This window comes from Rhizobium bangladeshense, assembly GCF_001662075.1.
Taxonomy (GTDB): domain Bacteria; phylum Pseudomonadota; class Alphaproteobacteria; order Rhizobiales; family Rhizobiaceae; genus Rhizobium; species Rhizobium bangladeshense_B.
This window is the reverse complement of record NZ_LYPL01000005.1, coordinates 14,322-33,690: the sequence shown is the minus strand read 5'-3', so window position 1 is coordinate 33,690 and position 19,369 is coordinate 14,322. Positions and strand designations below refer to the sequence as shown.

Annotated in this window: 16 protein-coding genes; 1 reads left to right on the top strand and 15 read right to left on the bottom strand. The window is 62.3% G+C overall.

What is annotated here, in order from left to right; genetic code table 11:
- Positions 1 to 67 precede the first annotated feature (67 nt).
- The 7 genes from A7X77_RS11910 to A7X77_RS11880 form a co-directional block, all read right to left on the bottom strand.
- Entirely contained in the window at positions 68 to 1,549 is a 1,482-nt protein-coding gene (locus tag A7X77_RS11910; protein WP_064683131.1) for a mannitol dehydrogenase family protein, read from the bottom strand.
- A gap of 83 nt (positions 1,550 to 1,632) precedes the next feature.
- Complete coding sequence (locus tag A7X77_RS11905) at positions 1,633 to 2,631, bottom strand: ABC transporter ATP-binding protein (RefSeq protein ID WP_064683130.1); 999 nt, start codon at positions 2,629 to 2,631, stop codon at positions 1,633 to 1,635.
- A 17-nt stretch (positions 2,632 to 2,648) separates the two neighbouring features.
- Positions 2,649 to 3,479, bottom strand: a complete 831-nt coding sequence (locus tag A7X77_RS11900) for a carbohydrate ABC transporter permease (RefSeq protein WP_064683129.1) — start codon at positions 3,477 to 3,479, stop codon at positions 2,649 to 2,651.
- A gap of 1 nt (position 3,480) precedes the next feature.
- Entirely contained in the window at positions 3,481 to 4,353 is an 873-nt protein-coding gene (locus A7X77_RS11895) for a carbohydrate ABC transporter permease (RefSeq protein WP_064683399.1), read from the bottom strand.
- Positions 4,354 to 4,488: 135 nt separating this feature from the next.
- The gene (locus A7X77_RS11890; protein WP_064683128.1) at positions 4,489 to 5,799 is read right to left on the bottom strand and encodes an ABC transporter substrate-binding protein; all 1,311 of its coding nucleotides are present in this window, start codon (positions 5,797 to 5,799) and stop codon (positions 4,489 to 4,491) included.
- Positions 5,800 to 5,944: 145 nt separating this feature from the next.
- Entirely contained in the window at positions 5,945 to 6,898 is a 954-nt protein-coding gene (locus A7X77_RS11885) for a sugar-binding transcriptional regulator (RefSeq protein ID WP_064683127.1), read from the bottom strand.
- Positions 6,899 to 7,036: 138 nt separating this feature from the next.
- Positions 7,037 to 7,615, bottom strand: a complete 579-nt coding sequence (locus A7X77_RS11880) for an exopolysaccharide biosynthesis protein (protein ID WP_170964909.1) — start codon at positions 7,613 to 7,615, stop codon at positions 7,037 to 7,039.
- A gap of 259 nt (positions 7,616 to 7,874) precedes the next feature.
- Here A7X77_RS11880 and A7X77_RS11875 point away from each other — a divergent pair, with 259 nt between their 5' ends.
- Entirely contained in the window at positions 7,875 to 8,792 is a 918-nt protein-coding gene (locus A7X77_RS11875; RefSeq protein ID WP_064683125.1) for an ROK family protein, read from the top strand.
- Here A7X77_RS11875 and A7X77_RS11870 read toward each other — a convergent pair.
- The 8 genes from A7X77_RS11870 to araH all read right to left on the bottom strand — a co-directional run bounded on the left by A7X77_RS11870 (position 8,789) and on the right by araH (position 19,364).
- Positions 8,789 to 10,699, bottom strand: a complete 1,911-nt coding sequence (locus A7X77_RS11870) for a beta-N-acetylhexosaminidase (RefSeq protein ID WP_064683124.1) — start codon at positions 10,697 to 10,699, stop codon at positions 8,789 to 8,791. The two genes, A7X77_RS11875 and A7X77_RS11870, sit on opposite strands and share 4 nt — an antisense overlap.
- A gap of 271 nt (positions 10,700 to 10,970) precedes the next feature.
- Positions 10,971 to 14,114: an efflux RND transporter permease subunit gene (locus tag A7X77_RS11865; protein ID WP_064683123.1), complete on the bottom strand. Its 3,144-nt coding sequence runs from the start codon at positions 14,112 to 14,114 to the stop codon at positions 10,971 to 10,973.
- A gap of 25 nt (positions 14,115 to 14,139) precedes the next feature.
- A complete protein-coding gene (locus tag A7X77_RS11860; RefSeq protein WP_064683122.1) occupies positions 14,140 to 15,279 on the bottom strand; it encodes an efflux RND transporter periplasmic adaptor subunit in 1,140 nt (379 codons plus the stop codon).
- Between the two features lie 49 nt (positions 15,280 to 15,328).
- Positions 15,329 to 15,937, bottom strand: a complete 609-nt coding sequence (locus tag A7X77_RS11855) for a TetR family transcriptional regulator (RefSeq protein ID WP_064683121.1) — start codon at positions 15,935 to 15,937, stop codon at positions 15,329 to 15,331.
- A gap of 230 nt (positions 15,938 to 16,167) precedes the next feature.
- Positions 16,168 to 16,599: an OsmC family protein gene (locus A7X77_RS11850; protein ID WP_010028352.1), complete on the bottom strand. Its 432-nt coding sequence runs from the start codon at positions 16,597 to 16,599 to the stop codon at positions 16,168 to 16,170.
- Positions 16,600 to 16,747: 148 nt separating this feature from the next.
- The gene (locus A7X77_RS11845; RefSeq protein WP_064683120.1) at positions 16,748 to 17,527 is read right to left on the bottom strand and encodes an SDR family oxidoreductase; all 780 of its coding nucleotides are present in this window, start codon (positions 17,525 to 17,527) and stop codon (positions 16,748 to 16,750) included.
- On the bottom strand, positions 17,527 to 18,417 hold the full coding sequence (locus A7X77_RS11840) for an aldose 1-epimerase (protein ID WP_064683119.1): 891 nt from the start codon (positions 18,415 to 18,417) through the stop codon (positions 17,527 to 17,529). The genes A7X77_RS11845 and A7X77_RS11840 overlap by 1 nt, the downstream gene beginning before the upstream one ends.
- Entirely contained in the window at positions 18,414 to 19,364 is a 951-nt protein-coding gene (araH, locus tag A7X77_RS11835) for an L-arabinose ABC transporter permease AraH (RefSeq protein WP_064683118.1), read from the bottom strand. The genes A7X77_RS11840 and araH overlap by 4 nt, the downstream gene beginning before the upstream one ends.
- Positions 19,365 to 19,369: the final 5 nt, after the last annotated feature.

Sequence of the window (19,369 nt, the reverse complement as noted above, 5' to 3'; positions counted from 1 at the left end):
TTCGCACGCACGTCCCCGCCGCTCGCAGGACCGGACGGATGGCGGCGCCAATGCCGCCACCCGGTCCTTACACCGCGAGCTTGCCGTCGAGATAGAGCTGCAGCGTCGCCCGCGCACCCTTTTCCCACAGGGTTTTGAGCGCATGGGCGAAACGCTTGCGGAAGAGTTCGGATTTTGCCACCTCACCGAAAATATCGTCGAAGGCGAGGAAGGCGGACGGATCGTCCTTGGCCTTCAGCGCCGCCGCATGCAGGCGCTCGGCGCTGGCGTCGTTGAATACGATATCCTTGCCGCTATCGGTCTTGCCGGCGAAATAGCGGCACCAGAGCGCCGAGACCAGTGCCAGACCGACGACGTCCCTGTTCTGGCGGAGATTGTCGAGCGTCGACGGCAGGATGAATTTCGGCTGGCGGTTCGAACCGTCCTGGGCCAGACGCGGAATGGTGTCGGCAATCTTCGGATTGAGCAGGCGATGTTCGATCAGCGCAAAATAATCCGTCAGCGACGTGTTCGGCACCGGCGGCACGATCGGAATGATCTCGTCTTTCTCGAGCTTGGCGAGGAAGGCGCGAATCACAGGATCTTCCATGGAGTCATGCACAAAATGAATGTCCATCAGCGCCGCCGGATAGGCGATCGCCGCATGTCCGCCGTTGAGGATGCGGATCTTCATATGCTCATAGGGGGTGACATCGGGCACGAAGGTGACGCCGACCTTTTCCAGCGCCGGGCGGCCGGCGGTGAACTTGTCTTCGAGCACCCACTGCTTGAATTCCTCGCAATAGACCGGCCAATTGTCTTCGATGTCGAAATTATTCCTGAGGAAATCGATTTCCCGCTGGCCGGTCGCCGGCGTGATGCGGTCGACCATCGCATTCGGGAAGGCGACGTTTTCCCGGATCCAGGCGGCGAAGGCGGGATCCGAAAGCGCCGCCGTGCCGACCACGGCGTTGGCGGTGACAATGCCGTTATGGGGAATGTTGTCGCAGGACATGACGGTGAAAGGACCGATGCCCTTTTCCTTGCGCGCCTTCAGGCCGGCGACGATCAGCCCGAACACCGTCTTCGGGGCGTCGGGACTGTTTCCATCGGCGGCGATATCAGGATGGGCCGGATTGAATGTGCCCGATGCATCGATGAAGTAACCACCCTCGGTGATCGTCAGCGAAACGATGCGGATCTCCGGATCGGCAAGCCTGGCGATGATCGCGGCAGGATCGCCGACCGGCAGGATGTCGATCATCGGCGCGGTGACGCGCGCCGCCGTCTTGTTGTTGTCCTGTTCGACCACCGTCGTCAGGAAATCCTGGGCCGCAAGCTTCTCACGCATGGCGGCATCGGATGGCAGCACGCCGGCGCCGACGATCGCCCAGTCGTGATCCGTGCCCGCGTTGAAGAGATCGTCGAGATAGATCGCCTGGTGGGCGCGGTGGAAGTTGCCGACCCCGAAGTGCACGATGCCGGCCTTCAGCGACGCCCTGTCATATCGGGGGATGGCGGCGGTGCGCGCCGCGTCCGGAAGCGTTGCCAGCGATAGTTTGCACGTCATGTTCCAGTCCTCTTGAAGGTCTTGCCGAAACGGCCGGGCGCCATCGCCCGGCTCGCATGCCTGCCCCCAGCCGGCCGCCTGCCTCAGATGGCAAGGCCGCCCTCGTTGAATTTGTGAATGCGCGAACGGTCCGGCGTCAGGTACACCGTATCGCCCGCCTTGGCGGCAAAATCGCCGCTGCCGCGCGCCGTCACCATGCCGATGTCATCGGCATCGATATGCAGGAAGGTGTCGGAGCCGAGATGCTCGGCGACCACCACCCTGCCCTTCCAGTCACCGCTCTCCATCGACAACAGCACATGTTCGGGACGGATCCCGATCGTGTGGGCGCCGAGCTGGGCGGCGTTCTGGCCCTTGATGAAATTCATCTTCGGCGAGCCAATAAAACCGGCGACGAAAAGGTTGCGCGGGCGGCTGTAGAGTTCGAGCGGCGAGCCGACCTGCTCGATATTGCCCCTGTTCAAGACGACGATCTTGTCGGCCATGGTCATGGCCTCGACCTGGTCGTGGGTGACGTAGACCATCGTCGTCTTCAGCTGCTGATGCAGCTCGCTGATTTCCAGGCGCATGTTGACGCGCAGTGCGGCGTCGAGGTTCGACAGCGGCTCGTCGAACAGGAAGGCCGAAGGCTGGCGCACGATGGCGCGGCCGATCGCGACGCGCTGGCGCTGGCCGCCGGAAAGCTGACGCGGCTTGCGCTCCAGATAATCGGTGAGATTGAGCACGCGGGCGGCATCAGTCACCTTGCGGTCGATCTCAGCCTTGTCGACGCCCGCCATCTTCAGCGGGAAGGCGATGTTGTTGCGCACGCTCATATGCGGATAGAGCGCGTAGGACTGAAACACCATGGCAAGGCCGCGTTCCGACGGCGCCTTTTCGGTGGCGTCCCTGCCGTCGATGACGATCTTGCCGCCGGAAACGTCCTCGAGACCGGCGATCAATCTCAGCAGCGTGGACTTGCCGCAGCCCGACGGGCCGACGAAGACGACGAATTCACCGTCCTTGATATCGAGATCGATCGAAGGGATGACCTTGGCTTCGCCGAAGACCTTGGAAACCTTCTGAAGGGTAATACTGCCCATGTTTTGTCTCCCTTTTCTTATTTCACTGCGCCGAAGGTCAGGCCGCGGACGAGTTGCTTCTGGCTGAACCAGCCGAGGATCAGGATCGGCGCGATCGCCATGGTCGAGGCCGCCGAGAGTTTGGCGTAGAACAGGCCTTCCGGGCTGGAATAAGACGCGATGAAGGCCGTCAGCGGCGCCGCCTTGGAGGCGGTGAGATTGAGCGTCCAGAAAGCCTCGTTCCAGGCAAGGATAATGTTCAGGAGCAGCGTCGAAGCGATGCCGGGCACCGCCATCGGCGTCAGCACGTAGATGATCTCCTTCATCAGCGACGCTCCGTCCATGCGCGCCGCTTCGAGGATCTCGCCGGGGATTTCCTTGAAGTAGGTGTAGAGCATCCAGACGATGATCGGCAGGTTGATCAGCGTCAGTATGATCACCAGCCCGGTGCGGGTGTCGAGCAGGGCGGAATTGCGGAACATCAGATAGATCGGGATCAGCGCGCCGACCGGCGGCATCATCTTGGTCGACAGCATCCACATCAGCACGTCCTTGGTCCGCTTGGTCGGCGAAAACGCCATCGCCCAGGCGGCCGGGATTGCGATGATCAGACCGATCAGCGTCGAGCCGAAGGAAATGACCACCGAATTCATGAAGTGGCCGAGATAGTTCGACCGGCTCTGCACCTCCGCATAGTTCTCCGTCGTCCAGTGGAAGAACAGGAACTGCGGCGGTGAAGCGATGGCGTCGGCTTCCGACTTGAAGCTCGTCAGGAAGGTCCAGAGGATCGGGAAAAAGATCAGAATGCCGAGCGTCCAGGCAATCGCGGTGACGATGACCTTGCGCTGCGTTGTGACTTTTCTGGCCATCTCAAGCCTCCAGATTCTTGCCGACGAGGCGGACGAGGAAGATCGCGACGATATTGGCAAGCACGACCGCGACGATGCCGCCCGCCGACGCGCCGCCGATATCGAACTGCAAGAGCGCCTGCGCGTAGACGAGATAGGTGAGGTTGGTACTGTCGGTGCCCGGCCCGCCGTTGGTGGTGACGAGGATTTCGGCAAAGACCGAAAGCAGGAAGATCGTCTGGATCAGGATCACCACGGTGATGGCGCGGGCCATGTGCGGCAGGATGATATAGATGAATTTTGAGATCGCCCCGGCGCCGTCCATCTCGGCCGCCTCCTTCTGCTCCTCGTCGAGCGACTGCAGCGCGGTCAACAGGATGAGGGTGGCAAACGGCAGCCACTGCCAGGCGACGATAAGAACGACGGAAAACAGCGGCGCATTCGCCAGCCAGTCGATCGGCTGCAGGCCGAGCGCCTTGGCAAAATGCGCAAAGAGGCCGTTGACCGGGTTCATGAACATGTTCTTCCACACGAGCGCGGCGACCGTCGGCATGACGAAGAACGGCGCAATGACAAGGATGCGCACGATGCCTTGGCCGTACATCGGCTGGTCGAGCAGCAGCGCGAAGGCGATGCCGCCGATGACGGTGATCACCAGAACGCCAGCGACAAGCAGCAGCGTATTGATCAGCGCGGCGATAAAGGCCGGATCGGACAGGAAATATTCATAGTTAAGAAAGCCGACGAAGCTCTCCATGCCGGGGTTGAGCAGATTGTAGTTCAGCGTCGAGAAATAGATCGTCATCGCAAGCGGAACGATCATCCACGCAAAGAGGAGCAGCACGGAGGGCGCGATCATCAGGCGCGCGGAAGAGCGAGTGTGCAAGGTTGCCATGGCAATCACCGATCTGGTCTGAAGCGGGGAGCGGCCGCAGGAAAGCTTTGTCTGGAAAAGCGGCCGCCGATGCGGTTCGGGCGATCGGCGGCCCAAGAGGGGCGGATTGTCAAGGATCCGCCTTCTCAGGGAGGTTTACTTAATGTAGCCGGCTTTGGTCATTTCCCGGGTTGCCAGCTGCTGTGCGCTCTTCAACGCTTGATCGACCGAAATCTGGCCGGCAAGGGCTGCCGAGAACTGCTGCCCCACCGCCGTGCCGATGCCCTGGAATTCCGGGATCGCCACGAACTGGACGCCGACATAGGGGACAGGCTTGACGGTCGGCTTGGTCGGATCGGCCGAGTTGATCGAGTCGAGCGTCATTTTGGCGAAGGGAGCGGCCTTCTGGTAATCCGCGCTCGCATAAAGCGAGGTGCGGGTGCCGGGAGGTGCGTTCAGCCAGCCTTCCTTTTCAGCCACGAGGTTGGTGTAATCCTTGCTCGTTGCCCAGGCGACGAATTTCTCGGCGGCTTCGACCTTCTGCGAGCCTGCCGGGATGGCGAGGTTCCAGGCCCAGAGCCAGTTGCCGCGCTTGCCGAGGCCCTTGTCCGGAGCCAGCGCGAAGCCGACCTTGTCGGCAACGGTGGACTCCTTCGGGTTGCTGACGAAGGAAGCGGCGACCGTTGCATCGATCCACATGCCGCATTTGCCGGTCTGGAAGAGCGCCAGATTCTCGTTGAAGCCGTTGGAAGATGCGCCCGGAGGGCCGGCGTCCTTCATGAGCTTGACGTAGAAGTCCAACGTCTCCTTCCACTCGGGCTGATCAAACTGCGGTTTCCAGCTTTCATCGAACCAGCGCGCGCCGAAGGAGTTGGACATGGCCGTCAGGAAAGCCATGTTCTCGCCCCAACCAGCCTTTCCGCGCAGGCAGATGCCGTAGATTTCCTTGTCCTTGTTGGTGATCTTACGGGCAGCATCCGCCACGAAGTCCCAGGTCGGAGCGTCCGGCATCTTCAGGCCGGCGGCGTCGAACAGGTCCTTGCGGTACATGACCATCGAGCTTTCGCCATAGAATGGCGCCGCATAGAGTTTACCATCCGTGGTCAGGCCGCTGCGGATTGCCGGCAGCAGGTCGTCAACATCGTAATTGGCGCCGAGATTGTCGAGCGGCAGCAGCCAGCCCTGTTTTGCCCAGATCGGAACTTCATAGGTGCCGATCGTCAGAACGTCGTACTGGCCGCCCTTGGTCGCGATGTCGGTCGTGACCTTCTGGCGCAGCACGTTTTCTTCGAGGGTGACCCATTCAAGGTCGATGCCGGGATTCTTCGCCTTGAAGTCATCCGTCAGCTTCTGCATCCGGATCATGTCGCCGTTGTTGACGGTCGCGATTGTCAGCGTTTCGGCCGAAGCCATGCCGGCAAACGCCAATGCCGAGCAGGCGCCCAGCAGGAAAGTTCTCAATGTCATATCTTCCTCCCAGAAGACGAGATGTGAGCATTCGCTTTGCTCATGGGCAATTACCCACCAAACAGCAAAAAATGTCAATCGGCAATCGTTGCTGCGATGCCGAACACCTCACCTATCCAATTGATTCAGAATAAGAATTTTTTGCTCAGTTCTTGAGCAAAAACTCAGCGGTCTCTTCGTCGGTGATCAATCCATTGATCTGGTGGCCGACGACGGCAGCCTTGATCGCCTTGAATTTGCGTTTGCCCTTGGCGAGCCCGATGACCATCGATGCCTCGCGGGACGGGATCGGCGCGGACGCGACACGCTCGTTGATCGGGTTGTCGAGCAGCCGGCCGTCGACATCGAAAATCCACCCGCAGATCTCGCCGACGGCGCCGCCGCGCATCAACTCCATCATCTCGTCCTTCTCGAGAAAACCGTCGACGCAGAGCGGCCCGTCGATGCCGAGTTCGCCGATGCCGACGAAGGTGACGTCGGCCTGTGCGCTCATGTCGAGCGTCGAACGCACAAGCTGCTGGCCGTGCAGCAGTTCCCGCTCCTCGGCCGAGGTGACGAGAACCGGCAGCGGCATCGGATAGTGCCGCGCCTTCACCGCATCCGCCATGCTGAAGATGACGTTGTAATAGGCCGCCGATCCGTCCGGCGCGATATTGCCGGTCAGCGAGACGATGCGGTGATTGGGACATTCGATCGCCGGAAGCTGGTCCACGGCCGCCTTCAAAGTACGGCCGGTGCCGACCGCAAGCACGATCGGCTCCGCCCGCTTCAGCCAGCGCTCGATCTCGGCCGCCGCCGCCTCGGCGATGCCGATGGTGGTCGACGAGGAGCCCGGATCGCTCGGCACCACCTCCACATGTTTCAGCCCGAATTTCCGTCGCAGCTGACTGCCGAGTTCAAGACAGGCGGCGATCGGATGATCGAGCCGCACCTTGATCAGACGTTCGGCGACCGCGAGCGACACCAGCCGCTGCGCCGACTGCCGCGAGATCCCCATCGAGGCGGCGATTTCGTCCTGCGTGCGCCCGGCGACGTAATAAAGCCAGCCGGCACGCGCCGCATCGTCGAGCCGTGCAGGGGTCTCGGATCTTTTTGCCATATGATGCCTACCACGCAAAGTGAGCCGGCTTGCCGCCCGCCGGATATGATTTCGAGTCTGTACCGCGCCAGATCAAAACAAAATTCCTGAAAATGTCGAGCCCGTTGACAAAAGCCCTGCGCGAATAACCGTTGCTATTCAGGCGAACCATTGCATCACGAGATAGACCCCCGCCTTTGCGAGGCCGTAAATCACGCCGCCGGCAATGACGAGCGACACGGCGGTCATGATGAAGCCGATGAGCGCGAAGAGCCCGTCGCGGCCCATGATGCCGAAAGCGAAGACCGAGATCGTGATCGCCGGCAGGATATTGCCGAGCGGAACCGGCAGCACCAGCACGATCGACAGCAGCAGGCATGCGAGACCGGCGAAATACTCTGCCGGCGGCTCGGCGAAGATGGCAAGCCGCGGCTTCAGCATGCGTTCGGCCCAGGCGAGCCAGCGATGGATGCGGACGACGACGCTCTCGAAATCCTCCCGCAGCACCGAACGGTCGGCGATCGCCCTGGGCAGCCAGGGTTTTAACCCGAAGGTCAGCTGCGCCGCCAGAAAGACCAAAGGCGCACCGAGCAGCGCGGAGGTGCCGGGCGGTGTGGGAAACGCGTTCGGCAGCGCGAAGATCAGCATCAGCGCGCTGATCGCCCTGTCGCCCATCGTCTGGAACAGATCACCGATCGAAATCCGCTCCCGGCTGCGGTCGGCAGCCAACTGCCGCAGGATGGATGAGAGGCGACGGCCTTGGGGCCGTGGCGGACGTGGTCTTCGGCGTTTGTTGGAATCGGCGTTTTCGATTGTCATGATACCGGTGGATGATGGAAGTGCGGAATCCGATTTTGGCCGCGCAATATGCCAATTGAATGACTTATGCGGTCAGAATTACGGCACAACCCTGAACCCGAGAAAGGAATGAAGGCTTGTAATTCCGCGCCAACAGTGCGAGCAGACGGCCCCAGACCATGAAAGCGGCAGAGTGGCAATGATCATTTCGTTCGACATCGGCGGCTCCGCCATCAAGGGCGGCATCGCCCGCTCCGAGACAGACATCGTCCCGCTCGGCCGCCGGCCGACGCCGAAGGATGATTTCGCCGCTTTCGTCGACACCCTGCGCGCCATCATCGCCGAAACCGGCGAAGCGCCGAGCCGCATCGCGCTGTCCATTGCCGGCGTCGTCGATCCCGATACGCAGCGGCTGATCTGCGCCAACATTCCCTGCATCCATGGCCGCGCACTCGCGGCCGATCTCGAAGCCGAACTCGGTCTGCCGGCACTGATCGCCAACGACGCCGACTGCTTCGCCATCGCCGAAGCCGGCCTCGGCGCCGGTCGCGGCCACCGCATTGTCTTCGGCGCCATCCTCGGCACCGGCGTCGGGGGCGGATTGGTCGCCGACGGGCGCCTCGTCAACGAAGCTGGCGGCTTTGCCGGCGAATGGGGTCATGGCCCGATCATCGCGTCCGCAGCCGGCAATCCGGCAGTCGCCATTCCCGCCTATGCCTGCGGCTGCGGCCAGAAAGGCTGCGTCGATACCGTCGGCGGCGCCCGCGGCCTGGAGCGCCTGCACAAGACGCTGCACGATTTCGATCTTTCCAGCGAAGAGATCATCGGTCAATGGCAGCAAGGCGAGGAGAAGGCGACACGCACCATCGACGTCTATGTCGATCTCGTCGCCTCGCCCCTGGCGCTGACGATCAACATCACCGGCGCGACCATCGTGCCGGTCGGCGGCGGCCTGTCCAACGTCGAACCCCTGCTTGCCGAACTCGACCACGCCGTGCGCGCCCGCATCCTTCGCAAGTTCGACCGCCCGCTGGTGGTGCGCAGCCAATGCCGCATCGAACCCGGCCTGATCGGCGCCGCGCTGCTGGGACTGAAGGCCGAGGCAGCCGCTCTTTAAAGTACCGGCCACATCCGCACGATCGCTGCAAAGCGATCCCAGTCCTTGCGCGACAGAGGCGTCCACGCCGCTTCGGCGATTGCCGGGAGACGCGGAAAGACCAGCCGGTTAAAATGGGCGCGCGAGGCGACATTGCCGCCCCACATGCAGGCCTGGACGCCGCGTATCTTGTTCCTCGAGGCCTCCGGCAGCTCCGCGTCGGCCTCATAAGCATAGGTGCGTTCCGGCGGCGTGAAACCAGCCCAGCCGGCGCCGGGCTCGTCCCAAGCCTCAGCCTGGGCCATGTCGAGATAATAGGCCTGCCCCGGCGTCATCACCACGTCGTAGCCGTCCATTGCCAGCGCGAGGCCGAGCTCGGGTTTTTCCCAGGCCATCAGCAGCGTGCCGTCGCGATCGACGCCGCCGCCGTGCGATACTTCGTTCCAGCCGGCGAGCTTCCTGCCGCGCTCCGACAGCATGATCTTGATGCGCTTCAGGAAATAGGATTGCAGCGCGGCGGTGCCGGCAAGCTTCTCCCGCTCCATCAAAGTCTTGCAGAGCGGCGAGGAAAGCCAGGCCCCCTCGGCCACCTCGTCGCCGCCGATATGGACATATTCGCCCGGAAACAGCGCAACCATCTCGTCGAACACCTTGCCGAGAAATTCATAGGTGAATTCGACCGCCGGGTTGAGGGCATTGTTGGTATAGCCCTGCGGCGAGCGGTAACTGTGCGGCGGCTCCTGCCGGTCGGCGAGATCGGGCAACGCCGAGAGCGCCGCATTGCTGTGGCCGGGAATATCGATTTCCGGCACCACCTCGATGTGCAGGGAGGCGGCATGCGCAACGATGCGCCTGACGTCGTCCTGCATATAGTGGCCGATGCGCGCGTCCTGCCCATCGCCGAAGTCAGGTATGAGCATTTCATCCGGCCCACGCTCTGCGCTCACCTCCGTCAGTTCGGGATAGGCCTTGATCTCCAGCCGCCAGGCTTCGTCGTCGGTCAGGTGCCAGTGGAAAATATTGAGCTTGTTCCAGGCGAGGATATCGATCAGCCGCATGACATCAGCCACCGGATAAAACTGCCCCGCCACGTCGAGGTGGCAGCCGCGCCAGCCATGACGCGGCTGGTCGGCAATCGTGCCGAAATTCGGGAATTTGAAGACGTCGCGGTCGGCGCGGGCGCCGTGCAGCAGTTGCGCCAGGCTGATCAGCCCATAGTGCCGTCCCGCCGCATCCGCGCTCGAAAGCACGATCTCGCGCGCGCTGAAACGCAGTTCGTAAGCAAAGGCTGCGATCGACGATTCGGTGACGAAACGAATGGCCCGCCCGCCCATGACGGCAGCAAGCGAGAACGGCGGGGGCTCGGCAGGATAGAGCCGCTGGTATAGCGCAAGAAGCAGAGAGAGTGCCTTGATCGCCTCCGGCCGGGTCCTTTCGGCAGGATAGAGGACGGAGGGCAGATCTCCCGCCTTCAGCCCGAGCGACAGCGGCCAAGGCAGCAGCGCAAAGGGTTCCTCGACCCGGCCCGGCGGCAGCAGCGGCGGCGTCACACCGCCGTCCCCGCCTTCAAGCATGAGATCGCCGAAACCGACCGCAACGCGACGGCCGTCCGCCAGCGTCAGACAGGCCGATTTGATGCCGTCGGTCCTATGCTTCGGTTCGTCGGCCAGCCCCTCTACGGTGAACCGCCAGTATCCGCCCGGGGGAATGCGCAGCCCCTCGGGCGGCAGGAATTCGTGGAAATTCGCGACCTGCCGCCGCATGCTGGCACCGTTACAGACATGGGTGTCGGCAATCCGCGTCGGAGATCTATAGGCAAGCGAGAAGCCGGAAAGCGGTTCGGACGAAAGATTGAAGAGCGTCAAGGTCAAGCGGCCGGAACCACCCTCGACCGGGCTCCAGCTCGCTTCCAGATGGCAAACGGCCATGGTCGTGCCTCCCTCCGCGAATTGATCCGCGGCGATGCATGGCCGGGATCGCGGCGGAACTCTCGGCATGCTTTCGCAAGCTTAGCTTTTTCGAGACGGCAATGGAATCGGCCGCCCGAGTTCAAGGCCGAACGGCCTGTGCGGGTTGCAGGAATTACAGCGCAATAACACGTGGGGCGGTCAGCGTTTGCGTGAACCGCCCCAAGAAACGGGCTTTGACAGGGATGACGACCCCGCAAAGGAAAACGGCGCGGCTTTCGCCGCGCCGTCCTCACTCAGCTGCCAACGCCGGCGGATGTCGGTCATCCGCCTCTTCCTGGATGGCGTCGGCATCCCTGCCCGGATCGTTCTTTGCCTTCGGCTCTCGGCCGAAGAAAAGCGCGTAGCCAGCAGGCAGAACCAGGATGGTGAGCACTGTCGCAACCAGGATGCCGCCCATCATCGCGTAGGCAAGCGGGCCCCAGAAGACGCCGCGCGAGATCGGGATCAGCGCCAGCACCGCGGTCAGAGCCGTCAGCATGATCGGCCGGAAACGCCGTACGGCAGCACCGACGATCGCCTCCTGCCGGTGCATGCCGGCCTTGATATCCTGGTCGATCTGATCGACCAGGATGATCGAGTTGCGCATGATGATGCCGAGCAGCGCGATGACGCCGAGGATCGCAACGAAGCCGAAGGGCGCGCCGCTGATCAGCAAGGCAGCCGCAGCGCCGATGATGCCGAGCGGGCCGGTGGCGAGCACCAACATCGCCTTGCCGAAATGCTGCAGCTGCACCATTAGCAGGACGATGATGACGGCCAGCATGATCGGCGACTTGGCGGCAATCGACATCTGGCTTTCCGCCGCATCTTCGGCGCCGCCCTGGATCTCGACCTTGTAGCCGGCCGGCAGGCTGTCGCGCAGGTCCTTCATGTCGGCATACATCTTCATGACCACGTCGTTCGCCTGCACGCCGTCGGGCAGCGTCGCACGCACGGTGATGGTCGGCAGCCTGTCGCGCCGCCACTCGATGCCCTGCTCCATGACGGGCACGACCTTTGCGACTTGCGAGACCGGCACGAAGCCGCCGAAATCCGTCGGGACATAGACGGAATTGACTGCCGACAGCAGCGAGCGGCTGGAATCCGGCTCACGGGCGACGATCGAGACCGTCTCCTCGCCGTCGCGGAAATCGTCGAGCGCCGTGCCGGACATGGCGGTCTGCAGCATCTGGCGAACGCGCTGCGAGGTGACGCCGAGCGCCCGGGCGCGGTCCTGATCGATCACCAGCTTCATCGCCGGCACCTGTTCCAGCCAGTCGTCATGGATGGCGCCTAGCATCGGATTGGCCGTAAAGCGCGCCTTTACCTGATCGGCGATCTCGCGCACTTCCTGGCGGTCCGGCCCCATGACGCGCATCTGCACAGGCCAACCGGTCGGCGGGCCAAGGAACAGGCGGTCGACCTTGCCCCGAATATCGGGGAAGTCTTCTGCAAGGATCGTGCGCAGCTTGACGATCAGCCGTTCGCGCGCCGGCTCGTCATCGGCCATGACGAGAAGCTGGGCGAAGTTCGGATTGCGCAGTTGCTGATCGAGCGGCAGGAAGAAGCGCGGTGCGCCTTCGCCGATATAGGTGGCGATGAACTTCTTGTCCGGATCATCCATCATCTTGGCTTCGAGCGCCTTTGCCTGCACCTCGACTTCCTTGATGCTGGTGCCTTCGGGCAGCCAGAGATCGACGAGAATTTCCGGCCGCGATGATTGCGGAAAGAAATTCTGCGGAATGAACTGGAAGGCCCAGAGGCTGGTGACGAAGGTGCCGAGCGTCAAGAGCAGCACGATGACGCGGTGGCGGACCGCCCAGGCGACCGTGCCGCGCAGCCGCCGGTAGAAACTCGTGTCGAAGGCGTCATGATGCTCGCCGGCGTGATGCCGCTGCTTGAGGATCATGTAGCCGAGCCAAGGCGTGAAATAGACAGCGACGAACCACGACGTCACCAGCGCAATGCCGACGACGTAGAACAGCGAACGCACGTATTCGCCGGCCGTCGAGGCGGCGAAGCCCACGGGAATGAAGCCGGCCGTCGTGATCAGCGTGCCCGTCAGCATCGGGAAGGCGGTCGAGGAATAGGCGAAGCTCGCCGCCTCGATCTTGACGAGCCCCTCCTCCAGCTTTCGTTCCATCATCTCGACGACGATCATCGCATCGTCGACGAGCAGGCCGAGCGCAATGATCAGCGCGCCAAGCGAGATGCGCTGCAGGTCGATGCCGAGCTCGTACATCAGCGCGAAGGTGGCGGCGAGCACCAGCGGAATGGCGATGGCGATGACAAGGCCAGAGCGCCAGCCGATCGACAGGAACGAGACGACGAGCACGATGACGAGAGCCTCGCCGAGAGCATGCATGAATTCGCTGATCGCATCCGTCACCACGTCGGGCTGGTTGGCGATCTGGTCGACCGATACGCCGTAGGGCAGCGCCTCCTCGAAGCGGTGATAAGTCGCCTCCACATCCTTGCCGACATCGGTCACGTTAAAGCCCTTGGCCATGACAACGCCGACCTGAACGCTCTCGTGGCCGTTGAAGCGGTATTTGCGCTGGTAGGGGTCCTCGAGCCCGGAACTGACGGTGGCGATATCGCCAAGGCGCGTTACCTGGCCGCCGGCGCGAAGGCGCAGCTCACGGATATCCGCCGCCTTCTTGACGTCGCCCTCGACGGAAATGCGCACCGAGCGCAGGCCGGTATCGACGGAGCCTGCCGGATCGACATTGTTCTGGCCCTTGATGGCGTTCTGCAGGTCGAGGATCGTGAGACCCCGCTCGGCGAGCGCCTTGGACGAGACGTCGATATAGATCTTCTCCGGCTGGTCGCCGATGATGACGGCCTTCTCGACGCCCGGCGTCGTCAGCAGCATGTCGCGCGCCTGGATCGCGAATTTCTTCAGCTCCGGGTAGGAATAGCCGTCGCCGCTGATCGAATGCAGCGTGATGAAGGTATCGCCGAACTCATCGTTGAAATAAGGGCCAAGCAGGCCCTGCGGCAGCTCGCTGGAGATGTCGCCGACCTTCTTGCGCACCTGGTAGAAGGCATCCGCCACGTCCTGCGAATTCGTGTCGCCCTGAACCTGGAGGGTGATGATCGCGCTGCCCGCCCGCGTATAGGATTTGACCCAGTCGAGATGCGGGGTTTCCTGCAGCTTGCGCTCGATCTTGTTGACGACCTGATCTTCCATTTCCTGGATGGAAGCGCCCGGCCAGATCGCCTGGACGACCATGACGCGGAAGGTGAATTCGGGATCCTCGCGCTGGCCCATGCGCATCAGGCCGAGCACGCCAGTGATGATGATCAGCCCGAAGAGAAAGCGGGCGATGCTCGGATGGGCGATCGCCCAGCGCGACAGATTGAAGGGCCGCTTCTCGGTGGTGGCGTCCATGGTCCTGTTCCCTTGTACGGCGCGATTAACGGACCGTCTGATCCGTCTTGGCCAGGGCCGACTGCTGGTCCGGCACCTTCACCTTCAGATTCTCGCTCATGAATTGCGTGCCGGCCGCAACGACGAGATCGCCGGTATCGAGGCCCTCGGTCACATGCACGCCGTCACCGGTGAAATCGGCAACCTTGATATCTCGGCCATGCACGGTCGCCTTGTCGCGGTCGACGGTCCAGACCATCTGCTTGCCGTCCTTTTCAGCAAGCGCGCTGAGCGGGATCGACACGTAGCTGTCGCCATTATCGACGTCGGCTTCGATCGTCGCCGTCATGCCGAGCAATATGCGCGGGTCGTTCGGCAGGCTCACCCGCACCGCAAAGGTGCGCGACTGCTGGTCGGCGCTGCCGGAAACCTCGCGCACCTTGCCGTCTAGCACCAGTCGGTCGTCTGCCCAGAAACTAGCCTTGACCGTCTTACCCGGCTTGAATTCGGCAATGTCGTTTTCCGGAACCGCAATCTGCACTTCCTTCTCGCCATCGACGGCGACAGTGACGACCGGGCTGCCGGAGCCGACCACCTGGCCGATGTCGGCGTTGATCGATGTGACGATGCCGGTCTGACCAGCCTTGAGCTCGGTATAGCTCACCTGGTTCTTCGCCTGGTCGAGCGCCGAGCGCGCGGCATCGCGCTGCGAAACTGCCTGGTCATGGCTGAGGGCTGCCTGTTCGAGCTGCGACTTCGGAGCGACGCTCTTGTCGAAAAGCTGCTCGGCGCGTTTGTTGGCAAGATCGGCGGTTTCAACGCCCCTTTCGGCTGCGGCGAGATTGGCTTCCGCCGTCTTGACCGCCAGTTGGTAGTCCGTGGCATCGATGCGGGCGAGAGTGTCACCCGGCGTCACCCGATCGCCGATATCGACGAGGCGTTCGGTGATCTTGCCGGCGACCCTAAATCCGAGGTTCATTTCCGTGCGCGCCTTGACCGAACCGGAGTAATCAAGCTTGCGCGTGTCGCCGGCCCTGGCGATCTCGACGACCTTCACCGGCCGGATGACCTCTTTCACCTCGGCCGTCTCCTCCGAGCAGGCGGAAAGGCCGATGCCGAGGGCGCTAACGAGCACGAGGCCGGCGGCGGACGGCATGCGTTGGCTGAGGGTCTTGAGCGAAAACATCTTCCGCACTCCTGGATCGTTTCGGGGGTTTGACGGCGGCTGCCGTCCACTATTTCTTCAGCGCCCTGATCACATAATCGATCAGTTCGTCGACGCTCGCGCGGTTGGTTTTGGCAAGACATTGCGCCACCATCTGCGGGTGGACGAGATTGATCGTCGCGGCGCCGAAGCAGCGCGAGGCAACGACTGGGTCCTGCTCGGCAAACTCACCGGCAACGATCCCTTCGGCAATGATTTCTGCGATCAGATCATGCACTCGATCGATATGTTTCTCGATGACATGCCAGTCGCGTTCGATCGCGACGATGATCATCTCGTGCACCTTCATCTCGTCGAGCATCAGATCGAGCGTCAACTGATGCTGGGTCTTGACATAACGGCGCAGCCGCTCGCTGGCGCTGACCGGCTGATGGCGGATGTCGTAGGCGAACTGATATGCGGTCGCGAGCATGCGCCCGCATAGTGCCTGGTGGATCTCCACCTTCGAAGCGAAGAACCGATAGATATTGGCTGGCGACATGCCGAGATCGCGGGCAATGTCAGCCACCGTTGTCTTGCTGTAGCCATAGTGGCGAAACAGCCGCTCGGCCGCATCGAGAATGCGCGTGACATTCTCCTGCCGGGTAACGTCGAGTGTATTTTCCGCGATGTCGTTCATGGTTTTCGGCGCCCGAATAACGAATGACGATTTTTGAATTTCGTCAGTCGTAAAATATCAGCCGTCATTTGTCAAGATACGTGCACGCGAAAGCGGCGCATAGGCTCCTGCCAGCGGAGCAGCGCAGCTCATTGAACATAGCGATGTGTCGGAAGGGTGAAGATAAGCGTCGGGAAAATGGGAGAGTGCCGCGACAGATGAGCGCGGCACTTCGTCGGCGGCAACAGCAATCAGGCGAGTTTGACGTCGAGCGTGATCGGAACGGCGGCGAGCGCCTTGGAAATCGGGCAGCCGGCCTTCGCCTTATTGGCGAGTTCGGTAAAGGTCGCCTCGTCGGCGCCGGGGATGCGGCCGGAGAGCGAAAGATGGATGGCGGTGACGGCAAAGCCGCCCTCGACGCTTTCGAGCGTCACCTTGGCGGAGGTTTCCATATGCTCGGCGGTGAACCCGGCTTCGCCCAGGATCAAGGACAACGCCATGGTGAAGCAGCCGGCATGGGCAGCACCGATCAGCTCTTCCGGGTTGGTGCCGGGAATGCCTTCGAAGCGGCTGGCAAAGCCGTAAGGGTAGTCTGTCAGGGCGCCGCTCTGCGTCGAGATCAGGCCTTTGCCGTCTTTGAGGCCACCGGTCCAATGGGCCGAAGCCGTGCGATTGATCTGCATGCCGTCCTCCTGTTTCGATTGTGCTTTCGAGGAAGCGGCAGGGTGCCGCTCCATGCCTGCGGGAGATCAGATTGTCTTCCCGATGGCAATATAATGCTCTATCGCCAGAAGACGACAGGCCTGTAAAAATCAGCCGCCTTGAAGCCTTTCACGTGGAATGCTGCAGAACGCTGAGTCCGCCATCGATCGTCAGGCAGGTCGCGTTCATGAACGGGCACTCGTCGGAGATCATGAACACCGCCGCCATGGCGATCTCCTCCGGTGTTGCGATCCGCCCGCCGGGATGCAGCCTCATCGTCGCGGCCTTTGCCGCTTCCGGATCGGGAAAGCTGTTCCAGTAATCGATCACCTTCTGCGTCGAGACATAGCCCGGCGCCAGCGCGTTGACCCGGATATTGCGGGCCGCATATTCGAGACCGAGCGACTTCGTCATGCCCAGCAATGCATGCTTTGCCAGCGGATAGGGAAAGGTATGCGGAATGATTGTGAACGCATGCGTCGAGGCGATATTGAGGATGACGCCACCTCCCCGCTCGATCAGGCCGGGCAGCACTGCCTTGCAGCAGTTCCATGCGCCCTTGAGGTTGACGTCGAAGCAGCGGCTCCACTCTTCATCCGTCGTGGCGAGCGGTTCGGCAAAAACGTTGACCCCTGCATTGTTGACGAGCGCGTTCAGCGGGCCGATCTCCTCATTCGCCTCGGCAACCACCCGCGTGATCGTTCCGGCATCGGTTATATCGGCTGGCAGATAACCGACCCGGGCGCCGGTGCTCGCGAGATCCGCCGCTGCCCGAGCCAGCAGCGCCGCATCGCGATCAACGAGATAGACGGCCGCATTTTCGCTGATGAACGCCTTCGCGATCGCAAGGCCGATACCTTGCGCAGCGCCCGTTATCAGGATGTTCTTGCCCTGTAGGCGGTTGCTCATCATCTTCCCTCCGGTTGAACCGGCAGCGCCGACAGCTCAATCGTGACCGTGCCGGAAAGAACCTCACCCGGAGTAAGCGGTATGAGGCCTCCGAGCTCAGGCAGGTGATGGCCATTCGGCAGATGGCTCATCGGCTCGAGGCAGAAGAAATCCGTGCGGTCGGTCCGCATATACAGCATGAACCGGCCGAGCGCGGCATCGGCTTCCAGCGCCGCTTGAATTGAATGCTCCGGCCAGGCGATGGCCGCCTGTCCGTCCCATCCCTCGAAGGCATTGTTCATCCAGAGCCGCGGCAGCGGCTTGCCGGAGCTGAAATCGAAGCCATCAGGGACCGGGCCGGGTTCTCCGGGGAGATGGTCGTGCCGCTCGCTCCAGAAACGGTCGGCGGCAATCGTCAATCGCGTTTCCGGCGTCCTGACGAAGAAAGGATGCTGACCGAGGCCGAAGGGCAGATCTGCCTCACCGCGGTTTTCCACGGAGAGCGCCAGCGCCAGCCGATTGCCGGCTAGACGGATCTCCTGCCGGGCGAGATAGGCGTAGGGCGAAATCGCATCGGCATCACGCGAAAAGCTGAGCTGCACATGCTCGGGGCTCGATTCCTCCAGCTGCCAAAGACTGATCCAGCCATCGCCGTGCAGATAGAGAGGATCGTGGCAATTTCGCTCAAAGGCATAGTCGCGTCCGCCGAAGGACATGGCGTTGCCTTCCATTCGGTTGCCGAACGGCACCATGGGAAAATTCGCGAAATTTGCGCCTGGGCCGCCGGCTGGTAGCAGAAAGGGCTTGCCCCGAAACGTTGCGGCGGTGACGGCAGCGCCCCGGCGGCTGACCCTGACTGAGAGGGCGCCGTGGCTCAGCTTGATTTCATCTCCGCCATGTCCGTTGTTCATCCACGTCGTCCCGCGGCCGAAGACCTCAAATTGTCGAGCAGCACCGCGATCAACAGGATCAGCCCGCGCACGACATACTGATAGAATGCCTGGATATTGAGGAGATTCATAACGTTTTCGGCGATGCCCATGATCAGCACGCCGACAATGACGCCGCTCATCGCCGCCCGGCCGCCGGCCAGCGAAACCCCGCCAAGAACGCAGGCGGAAATCACCGACAGCTCGAGCCCGGTCGCCGCATTCGGCTGGCCGGATGTGATGCGCGAGGCAAGCAGGATGCCGGCAATGCCACAGATGAGGCCCTGCAACGCAAAGATCCAGATGCGCGTGTTGACGACATTGACGCCGGCAAGCCGCGAGGCCTCGGGATTGCCGCCGATCGCCAGCGTGTTCTTGCCGAAGACGGTGCGATTGAGGACGAAGCCGAAGACGAGGAAGAGGATCAGCATGATCCAGATTGGCGTCGGCACAGTGAGAAAGCGCGACAGGGCGAGTTGGTAGAAGGCCGGATCGTTAATGCCGACGGCGCGGCCATCCGAGGCGATCAGCGCCAGCCCGCGCACGATCTGCATCGTCGCAAGCGTGGTGATCAGCGCGTTGATGCGAAAGCGAGCAATGACGATGCCGTTGACGAAACCGACGACGGCCCCACACAGCAGGGCGGCCAGCAAACCGACCGGAATCGAGCCCGTCGCGTTCGAGACCATCACGGCGATCATGCCGGAGAAGGCGACGATCGAGCCGACCGAAAGATCGAAATCGCGCGATGCCAGGCAGAACATCATCGTGCAGGCGACGATGCCGATCGTGACGACCGACTGCAGGAGCCCCAGCATGTTTCGCTCGGTCAGGAAGTTCGGAACGAAGAGCGAGACGATCACGAAGGCGACAGCGAAGATCACCACCAGCCCCTGTTCGCCGAGAAAGGTTTTTTTCAACGCATTCATTGTCC

What these genes read in the sequence shown, in the direction of transcription:
- A7X77_RS11910 (WP_064683131.1), bottom strand. Translation starts at nt 1,549, where the DNA reads ATGACGTGCAAACTATCGCTGGCAACGCTTCCGGACGCGGCGCGCACC.
- A7X77_RS11905 (WP_064683130.1), bottom strand. Translation starts at nt 2,631, where the DNA reads ATGGGCAGTATTACCCTTCAGAAGGTTTCCAAGGTCTTCGGCGAAGCC.
- A7X77_RS11900 (WP_064683129.1), bottom strand. Translation starts at nt 3,479, where the DNA reads ATGGCCAGAAAAGTCACAACGCAGCGCAAGGTCATCGTCACCGCGATT.
- A7X77_RS11895 (WP_064683399.1), bottom strand. Translation starts at nt 4,353, where the DNA reads ATGGCAACCTTGCACACTCGCTCTTCCGCGCGCCTGATGATCGCGCCC.
- A7X77_RS11890 (WP_064683128.1), bottom strand. Translation starts at nt 5,799, where the DNA reads ATGACATTGAGAACTTTCCTGCTGGGCGCCTGCTCGGCATTGGCGTTT.
- A7X77_RS11885 (WP_064683127.1), bottom strand. Translation starts at nt 6,898, where the DNA reads ATGGCAAAAAGATCCGAGACCCCTGCACGGCTCGACGATGCGGCGCGT.
- A7X77_RS11875 (WP_064683125.1), top strand. Translation starts at nt 7,875, where the DNA reads ATGATCATTTCGTTCGACATCGGCGGCTCCGCCATCAAGGGCGGCATC.
- A7X77_RS11870 (WP_064683124.1), bottom strand. Translation starts at nt 10,699, where the DNA reads ATGGCCGTTTGCCATCTGGAAGCGAGCTGGAGCCCGGTCGAGGGTGGT.
- A7X77_RS11865 (WP_064683123.1), bottom strand. Translation starts at nt 14,114, where the DNA reads ATGGACGCCACCACCGAGAAGCGGCCCTTCAATCTGTCGCGCTGGGCG.
- A7X77_RS11860 (WP_064683122.1), bottom strand. Translation starts at nt 15,279, where the DNA reads ATGTTTTCGCTCAAGACCCTCAGCCAACGCATGCCGTCCGCCGCCGGC.
- A7X77_RS11855 (WP_064683121.1), bottom strand. Translation starts at nt 15,937, where the DNA reads ATGAACGACATCGCGGAAAATACACTCGACGTTACCCGGCAGGAGAAT.
- A7X77_RS11850 (WP_010028352.1), bottom strand. Translation starts at nt 16,599, where the DNA reads ATGCAGATCAATCGCACGGCTTCGGCCCATTGGACCGGTGGCCTCAAA.
- A7X77_RS11845 (WP_064683120.1), bottom strand. Translation starts at nt 17,527, where the DNA reads ATGAGCAACCGCCTACAGGGCAAGAACATCCTGATAACGGGCGCTGCG.
- A7X77_RS11840 (WP_064683119.1), bottom strand. Translation starts at nt 18,417, where the DNA reads ATGAACAACGGACATGGCGGAGATGAAATCAAGCTGAGCCACGGCGCC.
- araH (WP_064683118.1), bottom strand. Translation starts at nt 19,364, where the DNA reads ATGAATGCGTTGAAAAAAACCTTTCTCGGCGAACAGGGGCTGGTGGTG.